Source organism: Shewanella sp. LC6 (assembly GCF_006385735.2).
In the GTDB taxonomy this organism is placed as follows: Bacteria; Pseudomonadota; Gammaproteobacteria; order Enterobacterales; family Shewanellaceae; genus Shewanella; species Shewanella xiamenensis.
On the sequence record NZ_CP043902.1, the window covers coordinates 539,341 to 564,503 of the forward strand.

The window sequence follows — 25,163 nt, forward strand, 5'->3', positions numbered from 1 at the left end:
AGGATAACAGGACGGCGATTGTAGGAGGCTATGGGAATTGACTCAAGGTGTGTACAGCCGCCTTTTTCGTTACAGGATGTCTCTAATGGCGAGTGCTCAACAAAAAGAAGAGGGGAAACAGCTGAAGAATCAAGGTGTTTCCCTTTTGTTTATTGATGTTGAATGCGGTAAATCAATCTTGAAAAAACGATGGGTGACAACGGACTAGCCCACCATATAAGTGCCAGTGCCGAAGGCGATATGGGTTCCTTGCTCATTGTGTAACTCCATTCGGCAGACCGAGACGCGATTGCCGGCTCGGATCACACTGCCGGTGCCTGTGAAAATCTGTCCACGCCCGGGGCGCAGATAATCGACACGCATATCAATAGTGCCTAAGGTTTGCAGCCGTTGCTGTAACTCTTCAACCGTCCAATCATCACGGCTAGCGACCAGTCCTGCAAAGGCGGTGAGCCCTCCTACGACATCAAGCACTGTGGCGGTGACACCACCGTGGAGAATTTGTTGATGAATATTGCCAATGAGCTCTGGCTTCATATTGATCACCACTTCAACGCCATCTATGTCGTATCGCTTGATATCCAGACCCAATAAATTATGAAACGGTACGTGCTGGTCAAACACTTCGGCAACACGTTTGAGTACTTCGGCTTGAATTGGGTTTGTCATGCAGTTCGTCCTTGTAGGCTGTAGGGCTTCTTAGAATAGGGTCGAAGCGGGCGCAATGGCATTCGACTTAGAGCAATTAATCTACCGCTAAGCCTATGTCTAATGCAACTTAAGCCGCTGTGCAGGCAAATCGTCTTAGGTGTTGTGATGAGCTGTGGATGTAGGCTAAACCTATTATCTGATTGTTGGCGTGGGCCAGTTTGGGCAAGATGGCGCAAGACAGGAGCGATTCTGTCCTTTAGAATAGGCGCCCTTACTTTTTAGCTAGAAGATCCATGGAAACTCAGTTACTCGACATACATGATGATCCGCTGTCTCAACGCCTGGCGCAGGTGTTTGGTTACCGTGACTTTAGGGACGGTCAGCGCGAGGTTATCGAACGTGTATGCAGTGGTGAGGACTGCCTGGTGATCATGCCCACCGGCGGCGGTAAGAGTCTGTGTTACCAGTTGCCAGCACTGCTGATGCCTGGCATCACTATCGTGGTATCACCGCTGATTTCATTGATGAAAGATCAGGTCGACAGCCTGTTGCAGACGGGGGTCAATGCCGCCTATTTAAACTCATCGCAGCCGCGGGAGCAGAGTGTAGAGGTGCTTAGGCAGTTGCATCGAGGCGAGCTAAAACTGCTGTATGTGTCCCCTGAGCGGTTGCTGACGGCTGATTTTATCGAGCGCATGCAGTCACTGCCGCTGTCGATGTTTGCTATTGACGAGGCGCACTGCATCAGCCAGTGGGGACATGATTTTCGACCCGAATATGCCGCCCTTGGGCAGTTAAAGCAGCTCTTTCCCCATGTGCCAATGATGGCGCTCACCGCCACCGCGGATCAGGCGACGCGACAAAATATTTGTGAGCGCCTAGGGATTAATCCCTTTAGATTACTATCGAGTTTCGATCGGCCCAATATTCGCTATACGGTTGCCGAAAAGCTCAATGCCGCGAATCAATTACGACAGTTTTTACTGCAACAAAATGGCAGTAGCGGCATTGTCTACTGCAGCAGTCGTCGCCGTGTGGATGAGGTGGCAGAAAGGCTCACCCTGCAAGGGTTTCATGCTAAGGCTTACCATGCGGGCATGACGGCAGAAGAGCGCGGCGAAGTGCAGGATAGCTTCCTTAAAGATCAAATAGATATTGTTGTTGCGACCGTTGCCTTTGGTATGGGGATTAATAAATCGAACGTGCGCTTTGTGGTGCATTACGATATCCCTAAGAGTATCGAAGCCTATTATCAAGAAACTGGCCGAGCGGGCCGTGATGGACTCGAGGCCGAAGCCTTTATGCTGTTCGATCCTGCCGATATTGGGCGAGTGCGCCATCTTATCGAGCAGTCTGAGCCAGGACCGCAGCAGCAGGTGGATTTCCATAAACTCAATACCATGGCCGCCTTTGCCGAGGCACAAACCTGTCGGCGCCAAGTGCTGTTGCATTACTTCGATGAGAGCGCGTTAGAGCCCTGCGGGAACTGCGATATTTGTCTTGACCCGCCTAAGCGTTATAACGGCACCGAGGATGCGCAGAAGGTGCTTTCTTGTATTTATCGACTCGGACAACGCTTTGGTATTAATCATTTGATTGAAGTATTGCGTGGCTCCAAGGGCGCCGCGATTGTTGATCGTGGCCACGATAAGCTCAGCACTTGGGGGATTGGTAAAGATAAGAGCCATGAATATTGGCTGAGTGTTATTCGCCAACTGATCCATTTGGGCTTAGCGAGTCAAGATATTACTCGAGGCTCGTCCATTACTTTAAATCCTTCGGCAAGACCGATCCTTAAGGGCGAGGTGGCGCTGATGTTGGCAGAGCCGCGTATCCAACTCACCAGCATAAAGCGTAAAACGACACAGTCGAGAGTGCCGCTTAACTATGATCGCAAGTTATTTGCCCGCCTTAAAACACTGCGCCGCACCATTGCCGAAGAGCAGGATGTGCCGCCTTATCTGGTGTTTAACGATGCTACTTTAGCGGAAATGGCGGCTATGATGCCGACAAGCCCTGGGGAAATGCTGGCAGTTAATGGCGTGGGGGAACGTAAACTCAGTCGATTTGGCGGTGAGTTCCTCGACGAAATAGCCGCTTATTTAGCGGGGGAGTAGTCGTTTTGTGTATCGGTCACCTTGAGTTTGCTGAGTTGATTGATGTTGGCACGTTTCACTAAAGAATCCAACGTATCAAACTGTTGCATCACTGCAATCCCGATATTGACCTTGCTTGATCCTTGTGATGTTTGAATTGTGGGCGTTAATTGGTTGACGACTCGTTGTGCGCCGCGGGCGGAGGTGTAAGGTAGCACTATCACAATTTCATCCATCGAATACCGTAATAGTATGTCTTGCTCACGGAGTTTATCTTGTAATTTATCGATCAAGGTTGGCAGATCGACTTGGCGAATTTGGCTAGCATTAAAAAGTAATAATGTCAGTGGATAAGCGCCCTGTTTGGCACTATGCAGGGTGAGCTCAAGCTGCTGAATAGGTGCAAGGCGCTTGGATTTGGTGTCAGGTGATGGGGCGTGTTTATTTTGCTTATCAATAAAGTACCAAATGGCGCCACCTAAGAGTGTCATGCTCACTAAAAACAAGGTGCTAAAGGCCCAATCTACATTCAGCTCATCCAGTAAGGTGGGATTGCTCTGTGGATCATCTGCGCTGAGTTGCTGTAATCCCTGCTGATTTAATCTGGCTTTAAACTGCAAAATTCGCATGTTGTTTATTGATTCGTTAGCCAGTTCTGCGGCATCGAAGCGCTTTTGTAAAAATTCGTAGGCGAGTTTGTAGTTATCTTGAGTGTGGTAATAATCACTCAATATACCATAAAACCATTTAAGATCAGTGTATTGCTTAAGCGTTTCGCCTTGTTCAATGGCAGAGTGCATGAGTGTTAGCGCTGCTTCATCCCTATGTTGTGCAAATCGTACTTGAGCGAGTAAACGAGTCGAACGCATCATGGCAACCTGTTGCTTTTGCTGCTTAAAAGTGTTCATTGCAATGGAGATATACTCTTCGGCCGTATCAATTTTGCCTTTATCAAGAGAAATTGAAGCCAGAATGGCATAGCTGTAGGCGAGTTCAAGTGGGGAGCCTATTTCTGGTAGTAAAGTTTTGGCTTGTTTTTCTAGTTGATCACTATATTCACGCTCACCATTATCTAGTGCAATCCGCGCGGCATTGCTCAGCAGTACATGCCGGACTTTTCCTTGGGCATCAGCACTTTTTAATGCCAATCTAGTGTAATACATGGCTTGGGGTAAATCTTCGGTGGCATAGAGTAAACTCCCCATCGCAGCATAGACATAACCCTCTGGCGGCCAGACCCAATTTTGCGTTTGAGTATGGATATCGGGATAGATATCAATAGCGATGCGTAAATCTTCAATTGCGGAGGAAAAATTCTCCGTATTGGTATCCAGTTGCCCTCTTAAGCGGAGTGCATCGATAAGGGCTTGTGGCTGCTGGTAGCGTCTAGCAAGAGTAATTGCGGAGTCCAGTATGGGTAATGCATCTTTAATATTGTCGTAATTTAGATAGGCATCGGCCTGACAATTCAAAAAATAGGGGCGCGCTTGATCTAACTTAAGCTGTTTAGCATGGGCTTCACCCATTTGCGCAAGATTAATCGCCGCTTCATTTTCACCGAGTTGTAACAGGTTTTGACACTTCAATATACTGAGGCGAAGCTTATCAATATTGCTGGTATTATCAGTTTGTTGCTGCTTTTCTAATGCGGTAATTTGTGCCAAAGCCTTGGTTGGATACTGATAAACTTCCGATGTCAATTTATCTAACTGCTCATTAGCGCAAGCCCATAATGGCACAAGCCACAATAATAGGCTCAGCGCTAAGACGCGAAAATCCATTTTTTGCTCCATACCGTGCATTTATTCTAGTATCCGTAACTTCGGGCGAGGATTATAACGTGTATCAGGTTATTTTTGCATAAAAAATGATTTTTTTGTTAAAAGTTTGAGGTGCAGCATTTAATTTATTTATCTTGTATTGCAAGGGATTAACAATACAACCTTGAGACAAACATATCTGTTTCTGCCATTTTGCAGCAGATATATTAAGTAACATGAAAAAAATTGGGGTTGACACATTTAGTCAAGCAAGTTAAATATTAACCAAAGCAATATTCAATCAACAGAATAAATATTTAATTTAAATGAATAGAATTAGCAGCAAACTCGACCTCCTCCTTCTCTCTCTCGCGCCACAAACGCGGAGGTCTTAGTGTTGCTCGCTCGATAGATAGGCAAAACACTCAAAAACCCCGCACCAATGTTGCGGGGTTTTTTGTATCTGAATACGGCAAAAGTTAAATAATGAACGGTGACGTTCCATGGAGAAACCCGATGTCTAACAGAGTCATTATATTTGATACCACCTTACGTGATGGCGAGCAGGCGTTAGCGGCAAGCTTGTCGGTCAAAGAAAAGTTACAGATCGCCATGGCGTTGGAACGTCTCGGTGTCGATGTGATGGAAGTCGGTTTTCCCGTATCTTCCCCCGGTGATTTTGAGTCGGTGCAAACCATTGCTCGCACCATTAAAAATAGCCGAGTGTGCGCATTATCCCGCGCCTTGGAAAAAGATATTGATGCTGCCGCTCAAGCATTATCGGTGGCTGATCAGTTCCGCATTCATACGTTTATCTCCACCTCGACCATCCATGTTGAGAGCAAATTAAAACGTTCATTCGAGCAAGTGTTGGAAATGGCGGTCGGTGCAGTGAAATATGCCCGTCGTTTTACCGATGATGTTGAATTTTCATGCGAAGATGCGGGGCGTACGCCGATTGATAATTTGTGCCGTATGGTGGAAGCGGCGATTCACGCGGGGGCTCGCACCATCAATATCCCAGATACTGTGGGCTACACAGTGCCAAGCGAGTTTGGCAGCATTATTCAAACTTTGTTTAATCGCGTACCGAATATCGACCAAGCCATTATTTCGGTTCACTGCCACGATGACTTAGGTCTGTCGGTCGCCAATTCGATTACTGCTGTGCAGCATGGCGCGCGCCAAATCGAATGTACCATGAATGGGATTGGTGAGCGTGCGGGTAACTGCTCTTTAGAAGAGATCGCCATGATCTTAGCGACCCGTAAGAACCTGCTAGGGTTTGAAACGGGGATCAATGCGAAGGAAATTCACCGAACCTCAAATTTAGTCAGCCAGTTGTGCAATATGCCAATCCAGTCGAATAAGGCGATTGTTGGCGCTAATGCCTTTACCCATTCGTCGGGGATTCACCAAGATGGCATGTTAAAAGCGCAAAACACTTATGAAATTATGACGCCAGAGAGCATCGGCCTGAATCGTAACAATCTGAATATGACCTCGCGCTCCGGCCGTCATGTGATTAAGCATCGCATGGAGGAAATGGGCTACAGCGAGCAGGATTACAACTTGGATGCCCTGTATGAACAGTTTTTAAAATTGGCGGATAAAAAGGGCCAAGTCTTCGATTATGACTTAGAAGCCTTAGCCTTCATGGAGACACAAGCCGCAGAAGATAACTTTTATCAATTACAGCAGTTAGTGGTGCAATCTGACTCAACCGAAGGCGTGGCCACGGCGACGGTGCGTATTGATGTCGGCGGTGAGATTAAAACTGAGGCCGCTACAGGAAATGGCCCTGTTGATGCTGCCTATAATGCTATCGCCCGCGCGACTGACCGCCGTATCGATATCATCAGCTACAAATTGGGGGCTAAGGGCGTAGGACAAAATGCGCTCGGCCAAGTTGATATTACCGCGGTTTACCATGAGCAAAATTTCCACGGTGTCGGGTTAGCGACCGACGTGGTTGAGGCATCAGCCCGTGCATTAGTGCACGTGATGAACCTGACATGCCGCGCCGATAAGGTTGCAGATTACAAACAGAATATGCATAAAAACAAAGAGCTGGGCGGCGTATAGCCAAGGTAATATCGAGCATAAAGTTTTCACATTGAAGGAGTGAGCGGGCGTATGAGTTATCAAATTGCAGTATTAGCCGGGGATGGTATTGGGCCAGAAGTGATGGCCGAGGCGCGTAAGGTGTTAAAGGCGGTTGAGGCACGTTTTGGCCTTAACATTGAATACACTGAATATGATGTCGGCGGTATCGCTATCGACAACCATGGTTGTCCATTGCCAGAGGCAACACTGAAGGGCTGTGAGGCGGCCGATGCCATTCTGTTCGGCTCTGTCGGTGGCCCTAAATGGGAGAAACTGCCGCCCAATGAACAGCCCGAGCGTGGTGCTCTGTTGCCGCTACGGGGTCACTTCGAACTGTTTTGTAACCTACGCCCCGCTAAATTGCATGATGGTTTAGAACATATGTCACCGCTGCGCAGTGATATTTCTGCAAGAGGTTTCGATGTTCTCTGCGTGCGTGAGTTAACGGGTGGGATCTACTTCGGCAAGCCTAAGGGGCGCCAAGGTGAAGGTGAGAGCGAAGAAGCCTTCGATACCATGCGTTACAGCCGCCGTGAAATTAGCCGTATTGCGCGCATTGCCTTTGAAGCCGCTCGCGGACGCCGTAAAAAAGTCACTTCGGTCGATAAGGCAAACGTATTGGCTTGCTCGGTATTGTGGCGCCAAGTGGTTGAAGAAGTGGCGGTCGATTTTCCCGACGTTGAGCTGGAACATATCTATATCGACAACGCGACCATGCAGTTGCTGCGCCGCCCCGATGAGTTTGACGTTATGCTGTGTTCTAACTTGTTTGGCGACATTTTATCGGATGAAATCGCCATGCTGACGGGTTCTATGGGCTTGTTGTCTTCGGCGAGCATGAATAGCACTGGCTTTGGTTTGTTTGAACCCGCAGGTGGCAGTGCGCCGGATATCGCAGGTAAAGGTATTGCTAATCCGATTGCACAAATTCTGTCGGCGGCACTGATGCTGCGCCACAGCTTAAAGCAAGAAGAGGCGGCAAGTGCGATTGAACGTGCTGTGACTAAGGCGCTGAATTCTGGCTATTTAACCGGTGAGCTATTAAGTAGCGACCAACGCCATAAGGCTAAATCGACGGTCGAAATGGGCAACTTTATCGCCGATGCAGTTAAGGCAGGTGTGTAATGACTAATCCTTCAATATCAAGTGCTCCGAAAACCCTGTATCAAAAGGTGTGGGATGCTCACGTTGTAGCAACTCCCGAGGGTGAAGCACCGATCATTTATGTCGACAGACACTTAGTTCATGAAGTGACTTCTCCCCAAGCTTTTAGTGGCTTAAAAGTGGCTGGGCGTAAATTACGTGCCCCGGAGAAAACTTTCGCGACCATGGATCACAACACCTCGACTCGCAGCGCTAGTCTTGATGCCTTAAGCCCGATGGCGCGCACTCAGGTCGAGACCTTGGCGCAAAACTGTAAAGACTTCGGCGTACGCTTATATGATATTCACCATCCTAATCAAGGAATTGTGCATGTTATGGGGCCTGAGCTTGGGATTACCTTACCCGGCACTGTGATCGTCTGTGGTGATTCTCACACCGCGACCCACGGCGCCTTTGGCGCCTTGGCCTTCGGTATCGGCACTTCCGAGGTGGAGCATGTGTTGGCGACCCAGACTCTGCGCCAATTAAAAGCCAAGACCATGAAAATCGAAGTCCGCGGTCAGGTCACCGATGGCGTAACGGCTAAAGATATCGTACTGGCGATTATCGGTAAGATTGGGATGGATGGCGGCACTGGCTATGTGGTTGAGTTTTGTGGTGAGGCCATTGAAGCATTGTCGATGGAAGGGCGCATGACAGTCTGCAATATGGCGATTGAAATGGGCGCTAAGGCTGGCATGGTCGCGCCGGACCAAACCACTTTCGATTACCTAGAAGGTCGTGAGTTTGCGCCAAAGGGCGAAGATTGGGCACAAGCCGTCGTCGCCTGGAAGGCGCTGAAAACCGATGTTGGCGCTGAGTTTGATGCCACCGTGGTGTTGGATGCTGCCGATATCGCGCCGCAGCTCACGTGGGGTACTAACCCTGGACAAGTCGTTGCCATCGATGCGCCAGTGCCTAATCCTGCCGATGAGGTGAATCCAACGATTCGCGCTAGCATGGAAAAAGCACTGGACTATATCGGCTTAACTGCAGGCACGCCAATGACAGATGTGGCGATCAATAAGGTCTTTATCGGATCTTGCACTAACTCGCGGATTGAAGATTTACGCAGCGCGGCGAAGCATGCCAAAGGGCGCAAAGTGGCTGCGGGCGTTACGGCAATCGTAGTACCGGGTTCTGGCCAAGTGAAGGCACAGGCCGAGGCCGAAGGCTTAGATAAAATCTTTATCGAGGCCGGATTCGAATGGCGTTTACCGGGCTGCTCTATGTGTTTGGCGATGAACGATGACAGATTAGAGGCGGGCGATCGCTGCGCTTCGACCAGTAACCGTAACTTCGAAGGTCGCCAAGGCCGTGGTAGTCGCACGCACTTGGTGAGTCCGGCGATGGCTGCTGCAGCGGCGATTGCTGGGCATTTTGTCGATATCCGTAAACCTTACTAACCGTCATCCCAAGAGGAGAAGTTAATGCAACCTTTTACTTGCCATACCGGGCTTGCGGTCATGATCGACAGCGCCAATATCGATACCGATCAAATTATCCCGAAGCAATTTTTATCTAAGGTGACGCGGGATGGATTCGGTGTGCACTTATTCCACGACTGGCGTTATCTCGATGATGCCGGGGATGTGCCTAACCCTGATTTCACTCTAAACAAGCCTCGCTATAGCGGTGCGTCGATTCTGCTGGCACAGGAAAACTTTGGCTGTGGTTCTAGTCGTGAACACGCCCCGTGGGCATTAGCGGATTTTGGCCTGCGCGCCATTATCGCCCCCAGTTTTGCCGATATTTTTTATGGAAACTCCATCAATAACGGTTTGTTGCCGGTGAAGCTGAGCGCGAATGAAGTGCGTCAGTTAATGGATGAGGTGGCGAGCGAAGAAGGCGCACAAATCACCGTCGACTTAACCACTTGTAAGGTGACATCGCCTTCGGGGGCTGAGTTTAGCTTTACACTGGCCGAGTCGGCGCGACATAAATTGCTGAATGGATTAGATGCCATTGGATTGACCTTGTCCCACGGAATGCAGATCAGCGAATACGAATCACAAATCCCAAGTTGGCGATGTTAAGCATTCAGCGAACACTTGTACCTTAATAGAAGTTAATCTTAAACGCCTAGTTCGAAAACTAGGCGTTTTTATTATCTACGCTTAAGTGTTTATGTCTAATGTGTTGTATTTATTGATTTAAAATGGATGGCGGCTTTTCTGTTTCGCAAACAAAATGAATGCCAGTGATTTATGCTGAATTTTAATAGGTAAAATGGCTTACAGGTGTTTATAGGTTTTTTGTGGTTTAGTGTATTGTTTTTAAATTGGTTTAAGTATTTTTGGTGTTGCTTTTAAAATGCTTTCAGCAAATATCTTGTTGAAAAAATACTGATTATTCTTGTTTTAAAAGTGATTTATCTCACTAAAAATATTGATTAGGTTGTTTTTTCTAGTTTTTTTATCTGTTTTATTCCGGCTTGTTGCAAACATCTTCTGCATCGGTAAACTGCCGTGCATTCAATCTGGAGTGTTTGCTCTATTTTGTGTGAACGCCATTGTGACCAAGTTACTGGCACAGATAACAATAATATTTTTCGAGAATAACAATGCAAAAACGTCTTCTGACCTTGGCTGTGACTGCAGCCTTATTAAGCACAACGACTCAAGTGTATGCCGCAGGTTTTCAACTTGCCGAATACTCGGCAACTGGCTTAGGCCGCGCCTTCGCCGGTGAAGCCGCAATTGCTGATAATGCTTCGGCACAAGCGCGCAACCCTGCGATGCTGACCTATTTAGAAGGTCGTCAGTTATCTGCTGGTGGTATCTATGTGATGCCCAATGTAGATGTGAAAGGTGACGTGAGCCTAAGCTCGCCTCTGCTTGGTCCAAATCCAATCGTGATGAACGGTGATGCTATCGACGTAGCCGATGACGCTTTGGTACCTAACTTTTATTATTCCAATCAGTTGAATGACCAATGGACTTGGGGTCTGGCAGTTAACTCGAATTATGGTCTCGCCACTGAATTGCCTGCGACCCATGCTGCGGCTATTTTTGGTAACAAGACCTCGGTCACTACTGTTGAGTTTAATCCAAACATTGCCTATCGCATCAATGATGCTGTTAGTATTGGTGGTGGTGTGCGTATCGTTTATGGCGAAGGTGAAATCGGTGCTTCGTTACCGGGCTGGGTGGATAAAATTAAACCTGGTTTACCTCCACAAGTGGCAGGCATGTTACCGTCGGGTGGCACTGAGCTGAAAAGCATGAAGGGTGATGACATTGGCTATGGTTGGCAACTCGGTGCTAGCTGGCAAATTAACCCTGCTCATCGTTTAGGTTTGGCTTACCATAGTGGTGTGCAGCTTGACTTAGATGGTCATGCTTCAGGGGTGATTTATGATGGTGGTCAAAATCTGTCAATCGAAGGTTATTTACCACTTGAGTTGCCTGCGTTTGCCGAGTTGTCGTCTTATCATCAATTGACAGACAACTGGGCGATGCACGCCAGTGTTAACTGGACTGATTGGAGTGTATTCGATCAGTTAGTGGCGTACTTCCCTGGTGAAGTTAAGCCAAAGGGCGACTTAGAATCTGACTTAGTGAAAGAAGAGCACTTTGAAGATAACTGGCGCTTTGCGTTAGGTACGACTTATCAAGTGAACAATGAGTGGTTAGTGCGTGCGGGTGTGGCCTTAGATAAAACGGCGGCAACTAATGAATGGCGTACAACAACTATCCCTGACTCAGACCGTCTGTGGTTCTCTGTTGGTGCGGGCTATCAGGCGACTAAAAACCTGAATGTTGATTTTGCACTGACCTATATCCGTGCCACGGGTGATGCGCCAATTAACGAGCAGCAAAATCTGTTAAACCTAGCGACTGTTAACTTTAACGGTGAAGCGAGCGGTAATGTTTGGTTAGCGGGTATCCAAATGAGCTACAAGATGTAATATCAAGTTTGATTAAAAAAGCCCTGAATTTTCAGGGCTTTTTTGTCTGACGCTGATCTGTTATTCCGGTTCCTTAGGCTCGTGGGTGCGGTGAATGCCTAAACTGCCGAGTACATATTTTTCATAAATAGGTTCGCTAGTGCCATTGCGGACTTTGTAGAGAAAGTATTTCTCAAAGGCAATTTTGGCCACATGTACCCATTTACCCATAGATGTCCAGTTAGCATTGCGGGGAGGATTTTGGGGAAGAGCCACAAAGGCGGCACCCTTATCTCCCATGTCGGCCAAACAAATAGCATTAAGTGTTGGATGGGTCTTGGGAGGCTCGCCTTTTAAACTGGAAAGAATATTATCCACAATAGCAGTGGTCATAGATTCAATCATAAAACCCGTTTTAGGTACGCCAATGGGTACGGGAGTTTTTTCCAATGGTGGGAGTGCTACGCACACGCCAGCGGCATAGATTTCTGGATAACGTGGTGAGCGCTGGAACGTGTCGGTGAGTACAAAGCCCTTCTCGTTACACAGTTCTGGTACTGCTGCTATCGCAGGACTGCCTTTAAAAGGGGGTAAAAACATCGCAAGGGAGAAGGGTAAGGTATGTTGAAATTCGACTTCTCCTTTTCTATCTAATTCATCAACATAAGCCATACCTGATTCAAAGTGGGTCGTTTTAGCATTGCAAATCCATTTGATGCTACGTTCTCTAAATTCGTGTTCCATAAGTGACTTAGAGTCTCCCACGCCGCCGAGGCCCATATGACCCACATAGGGCTCGCTGGTGACAAAAGTGATAGGTACATGCTGACGAATTTTGTGTTTACGCAATAAGCTCTCTAGGGATAACACATACTCATAGGCTGGCCCAAAGCAACTTGCACCTTGTAGTGCGCCGACAACCACTGGGCCGGGTTTAGCGAGCAGTTGTTGGAAGCATTCGTAGGCTTTTTCGGCGTGATCAATGGTACAAATAGATTGAGTAAAACCATCTGGACCGGCACCTGGTACGTTTTCAAAGGCGAGTTTTGGGCCAGTACAGATGACTAAGTAATCGTAATTATCTGTTGTACCATCCCCTAAGGTGAGTTGCCTATTCATGGGATCTATATGAGTCACCCCTTCACCGGAATAACTAATCTTACGTTTAGCTAAGTAGGTTCCAATTGGAAGACTGATGTCTTCGCGCTTACGTTCACCGAGTGCTACCCAAGGATTTGAGGGAACAAATTGGAAGTCAGCCCCTTCACTGATCACACCTATTTCACAATCGGAAGGCAGTCGCTGTTTGAGTTCAAATGCTGCCGATACGCCACCTAGTCCCGCCCCAATTACAATGACTCTTTTCATTATCTACTCCTCCGAATGGATATTGTTAACAAAGAACCTGCCTTGGTCTTTGTATAATCTAAATTTTATCAATTAGATTTTTCTAATTATATAAAGCGTAGAAGGTATTTGTTTATTTGCAAAGCGAGTTGGGCGCATTGATGCTTTAGGGGCATTTTGGCTGCAATTAAGCGGGCGTATGCACTTGTGCTGTCCTTATTCTAGATAAACGGATAATAGTGCTGCCCTAGCAAACAGTATGTCATCGGACACGCTACACACCTGAGTATCTTCTTAATGATTTATTTGATTTTATTCACTGTTTCGGCCGATGCTGGTCAAAGACAGCCATTAAGAATATATTCACCCCAAGGGAATTTTGTGGCGATAATGTTGACCATAAAATCTCAATGGCGTTGATTTGGCTTGAAGAAAGGAAAGAGTGTGCAGAAAAAATATGTAGTGGCGTTAGATCAAGGCACAACCAGCTCAAGAGCGATTGTGTTTGACCACGATGCCAATATTGTCAGTGTTTCACAGCGGGAGTTTACTCAGCTTTATCCTAATCCCGGCTGGGTTGAACACGATCCAATGGAGATTTGGGCAAGCCAAAGTTCAGTGCTTATTGAGTCGTTGGCTCGAGCGGGGATTCACAGCGATGAAGTGGCGGCGATTGGTATTACCAATCAGCGGGAAACCACCGTTGTTTGGGAAAAGGCCACAGGCAAACCGGTTTACAATGCCATTGTGTGGCAGTGTCGCCGCAGCGCTGAGATCTGTGAGCAACTGAAAGCGCACGGCTTAGAAGATTATGTGCGTGAGAATACCGGCCTTTTACTCGATCCTTATTTTTCAGGCACTAAGATCAAATGGATCTTAGATAATGTGCCGGATGCACGTGCGAAGGCCAAACGAGGTGAACTGTTATTTGGTACGGTTGACACTTGGTTACTGTGGAAACTCACGGAAGGCAAAGTGCATGTGACCGATCCCACCAACGCCGCTCGCACGTTGCTGTTTAATATCCATAGCTTGAGTTGGGATAGTAAGCTGCTTGAGGCGCTCGATATTCCTGCTGCCATGTTGCCCGAAGTAAAACCTTCCTGCAGTGTCTATGGCACAACCCGTATTGCCGGTGAGGGCAGTGAAATTCCACTGGCGGGGATTGCGGGCGATCAACAGGCGGCGCTCTTTGGCCAGCTCTGTGTTGAGCCGGGAATGGCCAAAAACACTTATGGTACAGGCTGCTTTTTGCTGATGAACACAGGTAACAAAGCCGTGCGTTCATCCCATGGTTTATTAACCACAGTGGCGGTAGGTGCGCAAGGTGAAGTGAACTACGCCCTCGAAGGCTCAGTATTTATGGGCGGTGCGACTATTCAATGGTTGCGGGATGAGCTGGGACTTATTCGCGACGCCAGCGATACCGAATATTTTGCCTCTAAAGTGGCGGATACTAATGGGGTGTATTTAGTCCCCGCTTTTGTGGGGCTCGGCGCACCCTATTGGGACCCCAATGCCCGTGGTGCATTATTTGGATTAACGCGCGGTGCTAACCGTAATCATATTATCCGCGCGGCATTAGAGTCGATTGCCTACCAGAGCAAGGATTTGCTCGATGCCATGATCAAAGACAGTGGCGTCAGTCTAAAGCGTTTGAAAGTGGATGGTGGCGCGGTCGCGAATGACTTTTTAATGCAATTTCAAGCAGATATTACCGATGTTGAAGTGTTACGGCCGAGTGTTTGCGAAACGACCGCTTTGGGTGCGGCATTCTTAGCTGGGCTGGCCGTTGGATTTTGGCACTCGGTAACTGAGCTGGAGCATAAGGCCTGTATCGATAAACACTTCAAACCGAATATTGATGCGAGTAAAAGGGAGCGGTTATACGCTGGCTGGCAAGATGCGGTGGCAAGAACGCGTTCTTAGTTTCGTTTAGGCTTGAAACACATAAGGCGCACCCTGAGGTTGCGCCTTATTTATTTAACGGCCAGCACGTTAAACTTCGATATCGATAATATGTTTGTTAGCTGGCTGCGCTGTGTCAGCGGTATCGTCAGTGACTTCAAGTACTTTTCCTTCTTTTAAATCTTGTTTGTCCGCTGCGCGGCGTTTTTTATTGCGACTGGCATTATCCTGTTTACGTCTTTCCCTGACTTTTGCATCTAGGGTGGGTGGCAATTGCGACTGCGGCGTTTCATGGCTATCGGGCGCATTGGCGGTGGCACTGCTCACCTGATCAACGATCCGCTTTGGGGTTAGTACGGGTTTTACTGGCTGAGCCAGCATAGCGTAAAGACTGTCCAATCCACTCATAGCGCCTCCTTGGTTTATGACCACTTAACCCTTTATCGGCAGGGGCTGCTCAATATTTAGACTATACGCCGATTGAAGCCTATGCGCGACACTCTACTGGCACTCTGACTTTGGCCAATATCTGTGTTGCGCCTTAGTGACGAGTGCAAGTTTGCTAGGGCTGGCCTTGTGTTGGCAGCTTAGGCGAATGCCTTGCTCAAGCTCTGCTATGGTGAGTTTATCCAGATCATAATCATTGGGACTGGGCGCCTGCTCGACAAACCTTAGTTTACACAGGCCGCAGCGTCCGCCACCACCACATTGGGTTCTTAGCCTTTCACTCCCTCGATTAATGCTTTCTAAATAAGTGCCATTGAGCTCGGTAAATTTGGCAAGAGGCTGATTGTCCTGAGTATAAAGCGCCAGTTTTCCTGTTGCGGCCTTACGTCTAAAGAAAGGGAGTGATAACTGACTTTGATGGAATTTATGCCCAAGAATGTAGATACCCGTAAGACCTAATAACAGCGCGGCAATGCTGACGAGTTGTACCAATAAGTGGTTAAAACCAATGCCATTATCGGGAGCATAATCCATAAAATGCAGCATAAAGAGCAGATCTTTAAGATCCGATTGGCGATTTTGGTGGGCAAGAATCAGGCCCGAGGCTGTGTCGATATAAATCCGAGTGCCGACTTCGTCCGAGGCTGTCAGTACTGCAATTGGGCCACTGGCGTCGAATGGCGTTTCATGGGTGAGGATTTGCGGTGCGCTGAGTTCACCAGGGCCTGAGTAACTCTGTTTGGCAATAGCGAGTATATCGGCATCGTTCAAGGATAGCGGTTGGAGTGAGTCCGCCCAAAACCAGCGGTTTTGCTGAGTTGTTGTGAGGGCATACACTGCGCGGCTAAGTACTGAAGTCAACTTAAGCTCGATAATGCCTTCTGCTTGGTATTGTTGCAGTAGATTAGCCGTGGGGGCGAGTGCAGTAGTGGGACTCGCTGTTTGATGCGTGGTGCGATATGGGTTCGCATCGAAAAAACGCTCGTCAATCAGGTTAAAGGCCAGCCCTGTTACGATCCAAATCAACAGTTGTAGGCCAACAATAAGTGATAGCCATTTGTGTAGAGTTTGCATCACTAAACTGATATGGCGTTTACTCTCAGCATTCCGTTTGTTTGAGAAGCTCATTTTGGCTCCTCTTGGGAGTTAGTATTGCGAAAACTGATATAGCTCAACGCCATACCAAAGAGTGCGGTCAATAGGGCGAGTGTACTCATTACCGTGAGTAACGGATTCTGCACATTCTCCCGAGTCTTGTAGTCCATAATGTGCAGCATCCACATTATATCGAACAGCCGCCAGTAATTATGTCGAGCGCTGACCAATTGTCCTGTGACCGCGGAGATATAGAGTGTCGAGTTCATTGCATCGTCCAACTCCAACTGCCATACAGGTAATGCGCGGAGGGAGATTTCATTCGGTGCTGTTTGCTGGTGGAGTGTTGAATGGATGATCTTAGCCTTGCCCGTATATAGTTGCTGAGCGGTGTCGAGTGCTTGTTGTTGATTTAAGAGGGGTAATAATTCTCCCGTCACAGTGCTAAAACGCTGTAATTTCCCCGCTATTTTGGCGCTATAAAAGAGTGTGCTTTGGTGAGCATATAAATTGATTTCTGTTGCATCTGTGTGAGTTTTGATGAAATCCGTCAAGCTATAAGCGGGAGCTTCTACATGGAAAATTGCGGCATTGTTCTTGTTTGCCAAAGGTTTGCCACGGATAAACTCGATATCCATCCATACCATATAAGCACCTGTTGCAACCCATATCAACAATTGAAAGGCGGCGAGGAGTGCAAACCATTTGTGGTAGGTGCGGATCTGAGTTGCGGTCATAGGCGATTTATTGTGAGTTAATCCCATGGGAGTTTTGATCTTCCTCGCAATCGTGAAATAAAAATACTCACCTAATTGCAGAATAAATCTACAACCAAAAATAAAATTTCAGCTATTTATGCTGAAATTTTACACTTTACGGGATCACAAAAAGGTTAATTTTAGGTTTGTTTTGTTACGCGTTGTGAGTCTAGCGTGATTTACCTATGAGGAAAATCCCACATTTACCGAAATTTTGTGGCAGAAATTTCATTGCAACTGCCTGAAAGCAAAAGGCTGCTGTTTTTTTGTCCGCTTTTTATTTCTATGGTTTCCATCGTTTAGCTGATTTTAAGCTGCTCATTTTGTCAAAACATTGTCGCTAAGTTATGGGGTCAACATGCTGCTAACCCGCTTGCCGACTGGCTTTATAAAAGGATCCCATCCCTTGACAATGCTTGTCGACTATCCCTAAACTTAGCATTTGTGGGAAATAGTGGATATTTGTGGATCAAAAAGCAAAGGATAGGATGAATTAGCGTGTTTCGTGGAGCCAGTGCTATCAACTTAGATACAAAGGGACGGATCGCTATTCCAGTGCGATACCGCGAACCTTTGCAACTAGAGCACCAGGGCCGCATCGTCATCACAGTCGATATTCAATCTGCGTGTTTGCTCCTTTATCCCCTCCACGAATGGGAGTTGATTGAGGCTAAGTTGCTCAAGCTTTCGGATACAGATAAAACCCAACGATCCCTTAAGCGCATGTTGCTAGGCTATGCCCATGAGGTGGAGCTCGATAGCAACGGACGCATATTACTGCCACCACCGCTAAGGCAATATGCCAATTTAGATAAGCGCATCATGCTGGTGGGACAGTTAAACAAATTTGAGCTGTGGGATGAGCAAGCTTGGCTGCAGCAAATTGATGAGTGTCAGGAAACGATTCGAAGCGAGGAGCTTGCTAACAACGAGCGTCTGGCGGATTTTTCACTCTAACGAGTCGCATAATTAAATAAGAAGAAATTAATGAGTCAAGAATTTGCCCATTTATCCGTTTTGCTCGAAGAAACGGTTGGCGGTTTAAACATTAAAGACGATGGCATCTATATTGATGGCACGTTTGGCCGCGGTGGTCATTCAAGACAAGTATTGCAAAGACTGGGTGAAAACGGACGCTTGATTGCGATCGACCGCGATCCTCAGGCTATTGAAGCTGCTAAACAATTTGCCGATGATCCCCGTTTTCAAATCGTACACGGTGGCTTTGGTCAGTTAGCCGATTACGTCGAAGAGCTTGGTCTGGTTGGCAAGATTGATGGTGTGTTACTCGACCTAGGCGTGTCCTCACCGCAGCTCGATGATGCGGAACGTGGTTTTAGCTTTTTGCGTGATGGTCCACTCGACATGCGCATGGACAATAGTCAAGGTGAAACCGCTGCCCAGTGGTTAGCCCGTGCTGAAATTGAAGATATGGCATGGGTATTCAAAACCTATGGCGAAGAGAAAAATGCTCGTCATATTGCCCGTTGCATTGCTGCCGACCGCGATAAAACCCCGTTTTTACGTACCAAAGATTTAGCCGATTTAATTGCGCGGATCACCAAAAACAAAGAGCGTAATAAACATCCTGCCACCCGCGTGTTTCAGGCAATACGTATCTATATCAATAGTGAGTTAGATCAAATTGATCAAGCACTTGAAGGTGCATTAACCGTGCTTGCTCCGCAGGGTCGTTTATCGATTATCAGCTTTCACTCTTTAGAAGACCGCATAGTGAAGCGATTTATCCGCCGCCACAGTCAAGGTGAGAGTGTGCCCCATGGTTTACCCATCACTGAAGATCAGATTAATAAGTCGCGTAAACTACGTGCCATTGGCAAGGCGATTATGCCATCCGATGAGGAAATTGAACGCAATGCAAGAGCCCGTAGTTCGGTATTGCGCATTGCCGAGCGACTAGATTACTAGAGGGCAAACAAATGAGTAAGCCCTCATTGAGTCTACCACAGGTTGTATTACACGACCTTTGGCAACACAAATGGATTTTGTTACTTGCCCTGCTCGTGCTCAGTAATGCAGTGGCTGTGGTGTATACCAGCCATGTGAGTCGCAAACTCACTACTGAATGGGATCTGCTATTGCAGGAGCGTGACAGGTTAGATATCGAGTGGCGCAATTTATTATTGGAAGAGCAATCCCAAACGGAGCATAGCCGAATTACGCGGATTGCATCGAAGGATCTCAACATGAGTCGCCCATTACCCAGCGAAGAAGTTGTGGTAAAGGTGCCGTGAACATAGGGAAGATATGATTAGGCAAGCAAAAACCAAACAGGCAAGCAAAAAGCAAAAGCCACAACTGATCCATTGGCGGTTATACGTCGTGGTTGGTTTTGTATTTGCGATGTTTTCAAGCCTGGTGGGTCGTGCTGCTTATATCCAAATTATTGAGCCTGATAAGCTTCGCCATGAGAGCGATATGCGTACGTTACGTACTACCAGTCGTGAGGTACAGCGTGGCTTAATTACTGATCGCAATGGGGATATGCTGGCGGTGAGTGTGCCAGTGCGTGCAGTGTGGGCAGATCCAAAGCAAGTTAACGATAGCAATGGCTTTACAGATATGCGTCGTTGGCAAGCACTGGCTGACGTATTACACGAACCCGTTGAAGACGTACTCGATAAAGTCCGTAGCAATCCAACCAAACGTTTTACCTACCTTAAGCGTCAAGTGACTCCTGCAGTGGCGGACTACATCACTCAGCTTAAATTGCCTGGGGTATTTTTAAAGTCTGAGTCTCGCCGTTACTATCCCGGTGGTGAGATAACTGCCCAGCTTATCGGTATCACTAATATCGATGATGTTGGTATTGAAGGCGTTGAAAATGCCTATAACAGTTGGCTTACTGGTACGCCATCCAAACAGAAAGTACGTAAGTCACGTGATGGTCATGTGGTTGAGCGCCTCGATATCGTCCAAGAAGGCGAAAGCCCAAATGATCTTGTCCTGAGTATCGACCATAGGATCCAGCAGCTTGCCTATCGCGAGTTAAAGCGCACCACAGAGATGAACCAAGCGACATCAGGGTCGATTGTGGTACTCGATATCCACACGGGTGAAGTGTTAGCGATGGCGAATACGCCCTCCTTCAACCCTAATTCCCGTGATAATTTTCAAACCTTCAGAATGCGTAACCGCGCGATGACGGACACCTTCGAGCCCGGCTCGACCATTAAACCCTTTGTGGTTGCGGCGGCGTTAGAAGCGGGCACCGTTAAATCCACCGATGTGATCCCAACCTCTCCAGGTTGGATGCGTTTAGGTGGACGCCAAGTGCGTGATGCATCTAACTACGGTGATATGACGCTAGCGCGTATTTTAGCCAAATCCAGTAACGTGGGCATTAGTAAATTAGCCCTGTCGATACCTGTACAGCAGTTACTCGGCACTTATCAATCCATGGGATTAGGTAGTTTTTCAGGGATTAACTTAACGGGAGAAAGCGCAGGCCTTATCCAAGATCGCCACCGTTGGTCTGACTTTGAGCGTGCCACTTTATCCTTTGGTTACGGCTTAACCGCGACGACGCTGCAGTTAGCGCGGATGTACGCGACTTTAGGCAATGGCGGCACTTTATATCCAGTATCGATTTTAAAACTTAAAAAGCCGCCCGAAGGTGAACGGGTGATTTCAGAAGAAGTAGCCAGAGACGTGCTGCAAATGATGGTGGGTGTCACCGAAAAAGGTGGTACAGGTACGCTTGCGCATATCGATGGTTATCCCGTCGCAGGTAAGTCGGGCACCAGCCGTAAGGCAGTAGCCGGTGGTTATGGTGATGATTATGTTGCGTTATTTGCAGGTGTTGCGCCGGTGAATAATCCCAAACTCGCTATCGTCGTTGTGGTCAATGAACCTAAGGGCGATCTCTATTATGGTGGTTCAGTGGCAGGGCCTGCTTTCGCTAAGGTGATGTCAGGCGCACTGCAAATGTTAAATGTTGAACCCATTTCCGATAAAGAACAGGTGCAATTGGCGGGTCTCGCCGGGAGAACTGAATAATGTTATTAAGGGATCTACTCGCCCCTTGGTTCTCCTACGCGGGTGAACAAACCTTCCAAGATTTGACTCTAGATAGCCGCGCAATACGTCGCGGCGATGTGTTTTTAGCGCTGCCAGGACACAAGGTCGATGGTCGTCAGTTTATCGATAAGGCCTTAGCCCAAGGTGCGGCGGCGGTGTTAGTGCATACGGATAATCCCCAAGAGCAAGGCAAAGTTATTGCGGCTGAGCAAGGCGTGCAGATTTACTTCTACGACTTAGCTAAGCACGTTTCAGCGGTGGCTGCGGTGCGTTATCCCGTTGTTCAAGGTCAATCTATGGCCATTGTGGGTATTACAGGGACTAATGGCAAAACTTCGACAAGCCAATTGTGCGCGCAATTAGTGACCCTGCTTGAGGGTAAAGCGGCGGTGATGGGCACGCTCGGCAATGGCCTGTGGGGCGAGTTAGTCGATAGCGGTAATACGACCGCCGATGCCATTACCTTAATGCGCCAACTGCGTGAATTTGCAGATAAAGGTGTAAATACCTGTGCGATGGAAGTCTCGAGCCATGGTTTAGTTCAAGGGCGAGTCGATGCAGTGCCCTTCGATGTGGCGGTATTTACTAACCTGACCCGTGATCACTTGGACTACCACGGTGATATGGAAAACTATGCCGCGGCCAAGCAAATGCTGTTTCGCTTCGACTCTCTGCGCCACGGCCTACTGAATCTCGATGATCCCGTGGGCATCGCTTGGTTATCCGAGCTGGCAAACGTTCCTGCGAAGATGTGGGGCTTTAGCATTGAAGCGCATACCGATGCGACGTTTTACACTAAGAATGCCCAATTCAATGACCAAGGCGTGCAGGCAACCTTAGTCTGGCCCGAGGGCGAAATCGATATTCGTTCCCCGTTATTAGGCGCCTTTAACCTCTCGAATTTACTCGCTGCACTATCAGCCCTGTATTTACAGGGAATGGATATGCGTGCATTAGCTGCCAAGGTACCTTACTTAGTGCCCGTGTCTGGCCGTATGGAACGTTTTACCACCGCGGACAACATCACCTTAGTCGTCGATTATGCCCACACCCCCGATGCGATTGAACAGGCACTTAATGCCCTGCGTCGTCACTGTGCAGGGGAGCTTTGGTGCGTGTTTGGCTGCGGTGGCGACCGTGACAAGGGTAAGCGGCCTTTAATGGGGCGTGCGGCGGAGCAATTTGCCGATCGCATTATGGTGACTAGCGATAATGCCCGCAGCGAAGATCCTAACCAAATTATTACCGATATTATCCAAGGGCTGACTCACCCAGAGCGAGCGCTGACCGAGGTTGACCGTGTGGCTGCGATTAAACAAGTCGTCGCACAGGCTAAATCTGGGGATGTGATTTTGCTTGCGGGCAAAGGCCATGAAACTTACCAAGAGGCGGCAGGTGTGCGTCATGACTATGATGAACGCGCCCTGGCACGTCAGTTATCGGAGCAACGCTAATGATCCCAATTTCCCTCGGGGCACTGAGCCAATACTTAGGTGCGCATCGAGTCGGTGACGATGTCACCATCCAAGCATTAAGCAGCGATAGCCGTAAAATCGGCCCCGCGACCCTTTTCGTCGCCTTAAAGGGTGAGCGGTTTGATGGCCATGATTTTGCGGCCACGGCAATTGAAAATGGCGCCATTGCATTACTGGTTGAACGTGAATTGGCCTTTGATATTCCGCAGCTAATTGTTGCCGATTGCCAAAAGGCCATGGGCGCGATTGGCGCCTATGTCCGCGACCAAGTGAATCCTATTTGTGTGGCATTAACTGGCTCTAACGGCAAAACCAGCGTGAAAGAGATGATTGCCACTATTTTGTCGGCTAAGCATCAAGTACTTTACACCGCGGGTAATTTTAATAATGAAATCGGCGTACCTTTAACCCTACTGCGCTTAACCCCCGAAGATAAGTATGGGGTATTTGAGTTAGGGGCTAACCATAAAGGCGAGATTGATTACACCTCTGCTTTGGTCCGTCCGCATGTAGCGTTAGTCAATAACGTCGGCAGTGCCCACTTAGAAGGATTTGGTTCACAGGCCGGCGTTGCCCAAGCGAAATCGGAAATCTATAACCATCTACAACAAGGCGGCACTGCGATTATTAATGCTGACGACGCCTTTGCTGATGTGATGCGTGTTAAAGCCAAGCATTATAAGCAATTGAGCTTCTCCCAGCAGGAAGGCGCGGCGAAACGCCAAATCGATGTGATTGCGACTGGCCATAAAGCCAATAGCGATGGTTGTTACCGCTTTATCCTTAATTATGCGGGTGAGTCCTGCGAAGTGACCTTACCTTTAGCGGGACGTCATCAAGTCAGCAATGCCTTAGCTGCTGCAAGTGTTTGTATCGCATTAGGATTAAGTCTAAAAGAGATCGCCGAAGGCTTAAGCAAACTTATCCCTGTGAAGGGACGTATGCAGCCGACTCAATTAGGCCGAGTCCGTTTAATCGATGATAGCTATAACGCTAACCCTGTATCCGTGGGGGCGGCTATCGCTTGGTTAAAGGAAATTTCTGAAAATCGTTGTTTGGTACTGGGAGATTTGGGCGAATTAGGCGACAATGCGCCCCTTTTACACGCTGATCTGGGACAACTGGCAAAGCAACAGGGGATTGATGCCCTGTTCTGTACTGGCACCTTGACTCAGCATACTAGCCAAGCTTTCGGGGCGGAGCACCATGACAGCGTGGCGACGTTAGTAGAAAAACTCATAAAACACATCAACCAGTTGCCGGGACAGGTGACGGTTTTAGTTAAAGGTTCACGAAGTGCCGCAATGGAGCGGGTCGTGGATGGCCTAACAGTAGCCTTCGGGCGTGGGGAGTTAGTGTAGATGCTGGTGTATCTGGCCGAGTATTTAACCCGTTTTCACACTGGGTTTAACGTATTTTCCTATGTGACGTTTCGAGCCATTTTGGGCTTGTTAACCGCATTAGTATTTAGTTTATGGTGGGGTCCTAAACTTATTGAGCGTTTGCAGTTAATGCAAATTGGTCAAGTGGTGCGTAATGATGGGCCTGAGTCGCATTTCAGTAAGCGCGGAACGCCGACTATGGGTGGTTTACTGATCCTTGCGGCCATCTTTATCAGTGTGCTGTTATGGGGCGATCTTGGTAGCCGTTATGTTTGGGTGATGCTGTTTGTTTTAGGCAGCTTCGGCATGATTGGCTTTATTGATGATTACCGCAAAGTGGTACGTAAAGATACTAAGGGATTAATTGCGCGCTGGAAGTATATTCTGCAATCTTTAGCGGCGTTGATTATTGCTTTCTTCCTCTACACCACAGCGTCTAACCCGGGTGAAACCCAGTTAGTCGTGCCTTTCTTTAAGGACGTGATGCCACAGCTTGGCGCTGTGTTTATCGTATTGGCCTACTTTACTATCGTGGGTTCAAGCAACGCAGTGAACTTAACCGACGGTCTCGATGGTTTGGCGATTATGCCAACGGTAATGGTAGCAGCAGCATTTGCCTTGATTGCTTATCTGTCTGGTCATGCTCAGTTTGCCAATTACCTGCATATTCCGCATTTACCTGGCTCTGGTGAGCTGGTGATCGTTTGCACCGCGATTGTGGGCGCAGGTTTAGGCTTTTTATGGTTTAACACTTATCCAGCACAGGTCTTTATGGGCGATGTGGGTTCTCTTTCTTTAGGGGCTGCATTAGGTGCGATTGCGGTATTAGTTCGCCAAGAAATTCTATTAGTGATCATGGGCGGGGTGTTTGTCATGGAAACCGTGTCAGTGATATTGCAGGTCGGTTCTTACAAATTACGCGGTCAACGGATATTCCGCATGGCGCCTATCCATCACCACTACGAGTTAAAAGGTTGGCCTGAACCACGCGTGATTGTCCGCTTTTGGATTATCTCTATTTTCTTAGTGTTGCTCGGCTTAGCCACGTTGAAGTTAAGGTAATCA

The 25,163-nt window shown here is 47.9% G+C and carries 21 protein-coding genes; 15 read left to right on the forward strand and 6 right to left on the reverse strand.

Annotated elements, in window-relative coordinates; all coding sequences use genetic code 11:
* The first annotated feature begins 85 nt into the window (after positions 1 to 85).
* The gene (locus tag FJD32_RS25220) at positions 86 to 208 is read left to right on the forward strand and encodes a hypothetical protein (protein ID WP_258195979.1); all 123 of its coding nucleotides are present in this window, start codon (positions 86 to 88) and stop codon (positions 206 to 208) included.
* Here the strand turns inward: FJD32_RS25220 and FJD32_RS02525 are convergent.
* On the reverse strand, positions 205 to 669 hold the full coding sequence (locus FJD32_RS02525; protein WP_011718513.1) for a thioesterase family protein: 465 nt from the start codon (positions 667 to 669) through the stop codon (positions 205 to 207). The two genes, FJD32_RS25220 and FJD32_RS02525, sit on opposite strands and share 4 nt — an antisense overlap.
* 275 nt (positions 670 to 944) lie before the next feature.
* Between FJD32_RS02525 and recQ the strand changes: the two genes are divergently transcribed.
* Entirely contained in the window at positions 945 to 2,768 is a 1,824-nt protein-coding gene (gene recQ / locus FJD32_RS02530) for a DNA helicase RecQ (protein WP_037428886.1), read from the forward strand.
* Here the strand turns inward: recQ and FJD32_RS02535 are convergent.
* Positions 2,750 to 4,528, reverse strand: coding sequence for a diguanylate cyclase (locus tag FJD32_RS02535; RefSeq protein WP_088586581.1), 1,779 nt, complete (start codon positions 4,526 to 4,528; stop codon positions 2,750 to 2,752). The genes recQ and FJD32_RS02535 overlap by 19 nt on opposite strands.
* A 495-nt stretch (positions 4,529 to 5,023) precedes the next feature.
* Between FJD32_RS02535 and leuA the strand changes: the two genes are divergently transcribed.
* The 5 genes from leuA to FJD32_RS02560 all read left to right on the forward strand — a co-directional run bounded on the left by leuA (position 5,024) and on the right by FJD32_RS02560 (position 11,666).
* Complete coding sequence (gene leuA / locus FJD32_RS02540; protein WP_055647674.1) at positions 5,024 to 6,592, forward strand: 2-isopropylmalate synthase; 1,569 nt, start codon at positions 5,024 to 5,026, stop codon at positions 6,590 to 6,592.
* 51 nt (positions 6,593 to 6,643) lie between these two features.
* A complete protein-coding gene (leuB, locus tag FJD32_RS02545; RefSeq protein ID WP_055647673.1) occupies positions 6,644 to 7,738 on the forward strand; it encodes a 3-isopropylmalate dehydrogenase in 1,095 nt (364 codons plus the stop codon).
* Positions 7,738 to 9,162: a 3-isopropylmalate dehydratase large subunit gene (gene leuC / locus FJD32_RS02550; protein WP_055647672.1), complete on the forward strand. Its 1,425-nt coding sequence runs from the start codon at positions 7,738 to 7,740 to the stop codon at positions 9,160 to 9,162. Before leuB ends, leuC begins: the two co-directional genes overlap by 1 nt.
* Positions 9,163 to 9,186: 24 nt before the next feature.
* A complete protein-coding gene (leuD, locus tag FJD32_RS02555) occupies positions 9,187 to 9,792 on the forward strand; it encodes a 3-isopropylmalate dehydratase small subunit (RefSeq protein WP_023265756.1) in 606 nt (201 codons plus the stop codon).
* Positions 9,793 to 10,319: 527 nt separating this feature from the next.
* On the forward strand, positions 10,320 to 11,666 hold the full coding sequence (locus tag FJD32_RS02560) for an outer membrane protein transport protein (RefSeq protein ID WP_055647671.1): 1,347 nt from the start codon (positions 10,320 to 10,322) through the stop codon (positions 11,664 to 11,666).
* A gap of 60 nt (positions 11,667 to 11,726) precedes the next feature.
* On the opposite strand, the gene FJD32_RS02565 is transcribed toward FJD32_RS02560, so the two are convergent.
* Entirely contained in the window at positions 11,727 to 13,013 is a 1,287-nt protein-coding gene (locus FJD32_RS02565; protein ID WP_055647670.1) for an FAD-dependent oxidoreductase, read from the reverse strand.
* Positions 13,014 to 13,436: 423 nt separating this feature from the next.
* Here FJD32_RS02565 and glpK point away from each other — a divergent pair, with 423 nt between their 5' ends.
* Positions 13,437 to 14,921 (forward strand): glycerol kinase GlpK, encoded by a 1,485-nt coding sequence (glpK, locus tag FJD32_RS02570; RefSeq protein WP_037428871.1) that lies wholly within the window; start codon positions 13,437 to 13,439, stop codon positions 14,919 to 14,921.
* A gap of 69 nt (positions 14,922 to 14,990) precedes the next feature.
* Here the strand turns inward: glpK and FJD32_RS02575 are convergent, their stop codons facing one another.
* The 3 genes from FJD32_RS02575 to FJD32_RS02585 form a co-directional block, all read right to left on the reverse strand.
* Complete coding sequence (locus FJD32_RS02575; RefSeq protein WP_037422850.1) at positions 14,991 to 15,308, reverse strand: hypothetical protein; 318 nt, start codon at positions 15,306 to 15,308, stop codon at positions 14,991 to 14,993.
* Between the two features lie 93 nt (positions 15,309 to 15,401).
* Entirely contained in the window at positions 15,402 to 16,475 is a 1,074-nt protein-coding gene (locus FJD32_RS02580) for a PepSY domain-containing protein (protein WP_055647669.1), read from the reverse strand.
* Entirely contained in the window at positions 16,472 to 17,206 is a 735-nt protein-coding gene (locus FJD32_RS02585) for a peptidase (protein WP_231640379.1), read from the reverse strand. Before FJD32_RS02585 ends, FJD32_RS02580 begins: the two co-directional genes overlap by 4 nt.
* 492 nt (positions 17,207 to 17,698) lie before the next feature.
* Here FJD32_RS02585 and mraZ point away from each other — a divergent pair, with 492 nt between their 5' ends.
* From mraZ to mraY, 7 genes are read left to right on the forward strand one after another with little or no spacing between them, the layout of a single operon-like run.
* Complete coding sequence (gene mraZ, locus FJD32_RS02590; protein ID WP_037428867.1) at positions 17,699 to 18,157, forward strand: division/cell wall cluster transcriptional repressor MraZ; 459 nt, start codon at positions 17,699 to 17,701, stop codon at positions 18,155 to 18,157.
* A gap of 30 nt (positions 18,158 to 18,187) precedes the next feature.
* Complete coding sequence (rsmH, locus tag FJD32_RS02595) at positions 18,188 to 19,129, forward strand: 16S rRNA (cytosine(1402)-N(4))-methyltransferase RsmH (protein WP_011624305.1); 942 nt, start codon at positions 18,188 to 18,190, stop codon at positions 19,127 to 19,129.
* 11 nt (positions 19,130 to 19,140) lie between these two features.
* A complete protein-coding gene (gene ftsL, locus FJD32_RS02600) occupies positions 19,141 to 19,455 on the forward strand; it encodes a cell division protein FtsL (protein WP_037422840.1) in 315 nt (104 codons plus the stop codon).
* Between the two features lie 13 nt (positions 19,456 to 19,468).
* Positions 19,469 to 21,220, forward strand: coding sequence for a penicillin-binding transpeptidase domain-containing protein (locus tag FJD32_RS02605; protein WP_037422838.1), 1,752 nt, complete (start codon positions 19,469 to 19,471; stop codon positions 21,218 to 21,220).
* A complete protein-coding gene (murE, locus tag FJD32_RS02610) occupies positions 21,217 to 22,695 on the forward strand; it encodes a UDP-N-acetylmuramoyl-L-alanyl-D-glutamate--2,6-diaminopimelate ligase (protein WP_088586583.1) in 1,479 nt (492 codons plus the stop codon). Before FJD32_RS02605 ends, murE begins: the two co-directional genes overlap by 4 nt.
* Complete coding sequence (gene murF, locus FJD32_RS02615; RefSeq protein WP_088586584.1) at positions 22,695 to 24,077, forward strand: UDP-N-acetylmuramoyl-tripeptide--D-alanyl-D-alanine ligase; 1,383 nt, start codon at positions 22,695 to 22,697, stop codon at positions 24,075 to 24,077. The genes murE and murF overlap by 1 nt, the downstream gene beginning before the upstream one ends.
* Positions 24,078 to 25,160 carry a phospho-N-acetylmuramoyl-pentapeptide-transferase gene (gene mraY / locus FJD32_RS02620; protein ID WP_037422832.1) on the forward strand — a complete coding sequence of 361 codons (1,083 nt, stop codon included), beginning with the start codon at positions 24,078 to 24,080 and terminating at the stop codon, positions 25,158 to 25,160.
* Positions 25,161 to 25,163 lie beyond the last annotated feature (3 nt).

Coding starts and splice junctions, on each gene's coding strand:
- murF (WP_088586584.1), top strand. CDS start 22,695: ATGATCCCAATTTCCCTCGGGGCACTGAGCCAATACTTAGGTGCGCAT.
- FJD32_RS02585 (WP_231640379.1), bottom strand. CDS start 17,206: ATGGGATTAACTCACAATAAATCGCCTATGACCGCAACTCAGATCCGC.
- FJD32_RS02565 (WP_055647670.1), bottom strand. CDS start 13,013: ATGAAAAGAGTCATTGTAATTGGGGCGGGACTAGGTGGCGTATCGGCA.
- leuC (WP_055647672.1), top strand. CDS start 7,738: ATGACTAATCCTTCAATATCAAGTGCTCCGAAAACCCTGTATCAAAAG.
- leuB (WP_055647673.1), top strand. CDS start 6,644: ATGAGTTATCAAATTGCAGTATTAGCCGGGGATGGTATTGGGCCAGAA.
- mraY (WP_037422832.1), top strand. CDS start 24,078: ATGCTGGTGTATCTGGCCGAGTATTTAACCCGTTTTCACACTGGGTTT.
- FJD32_RS02605 (WP_037422838.1), top strand. CDS start 19,469: ATGATTAGGCAAGCAAAAACCAAACAGGCAAGCAAAAAGCAAAAGCCA.
- recQ (WP_037428886.1), top strand. CDS start 945: ATGGAAACTCAGTTACTCGACATACATGATGATCCGCTGTCTCAACGC.
- ftsL (WP_037422840.1), top strand. CDS start 19,141: ATGAGTAAGCCCTCATTGAGTCTACCACAGGTTGTATTACACGACCTT.
- FJD32_RS02580 (WP_055647669.1), bottom strand. CDS start 16,475: ATGAGCTTCTCAAACAAACGGAATGCTGAGAGTAAACGCCATATCAGT.
- FJD32_RS02575 (WP_037422850.1), bottom strand. CDS start 15,308: ATGAGTGGATTGGACAGTCTTTACGCTATGCTGGCTCAGCCAGTAAAA.
- rsmH (WP_011624305.1), top strand. CDS start 18,188: ATGAGTCAAGAATTTGCCCATTTATCCGTTTTGCTCGAAGAAACGGTT.
- leuA (WP_055647674.1), top strand. CDS start 5,024: ATGTCTAACAGAGTCATTATATTTGATACCACCTTACGTGATGGCGAG.
- FJD32_RS25220 (WP_258195979.1), top strand. CDS start 86: ATGGCGAGTGCTCAACAAAAAGAAGAGGGGAAACAGCTGAAGAATCAA.
- leuD (WP_023265756.1), top strand. CDS start 9,187: ATGCAACCTTTTACTTGCCATACCGGGCTTGCGGTCATGATCGACAGC.
- FJD32_RS02560 (WP_055647671.1), top strand. CDS start 10,320: ATGCAAAAACGTCTTCTGACCTTGGCTGTGACTGCAGCCTTATTAAGC.
- FJD32_RS02525 (WP_011718513.1), bottom strand. CDS start 669: ATGACAAACCCAATTCAAGCCGAAGTACTCAAACGTGTTGCCGAAGTG.
- FJD32_RS02535 (WP_088586581.1), bottom strand. CDS start 4,528: ATGGATTTTCGCGTCTTAGCGCTGAGCCTATTATTGTGGCTTGTGCCA.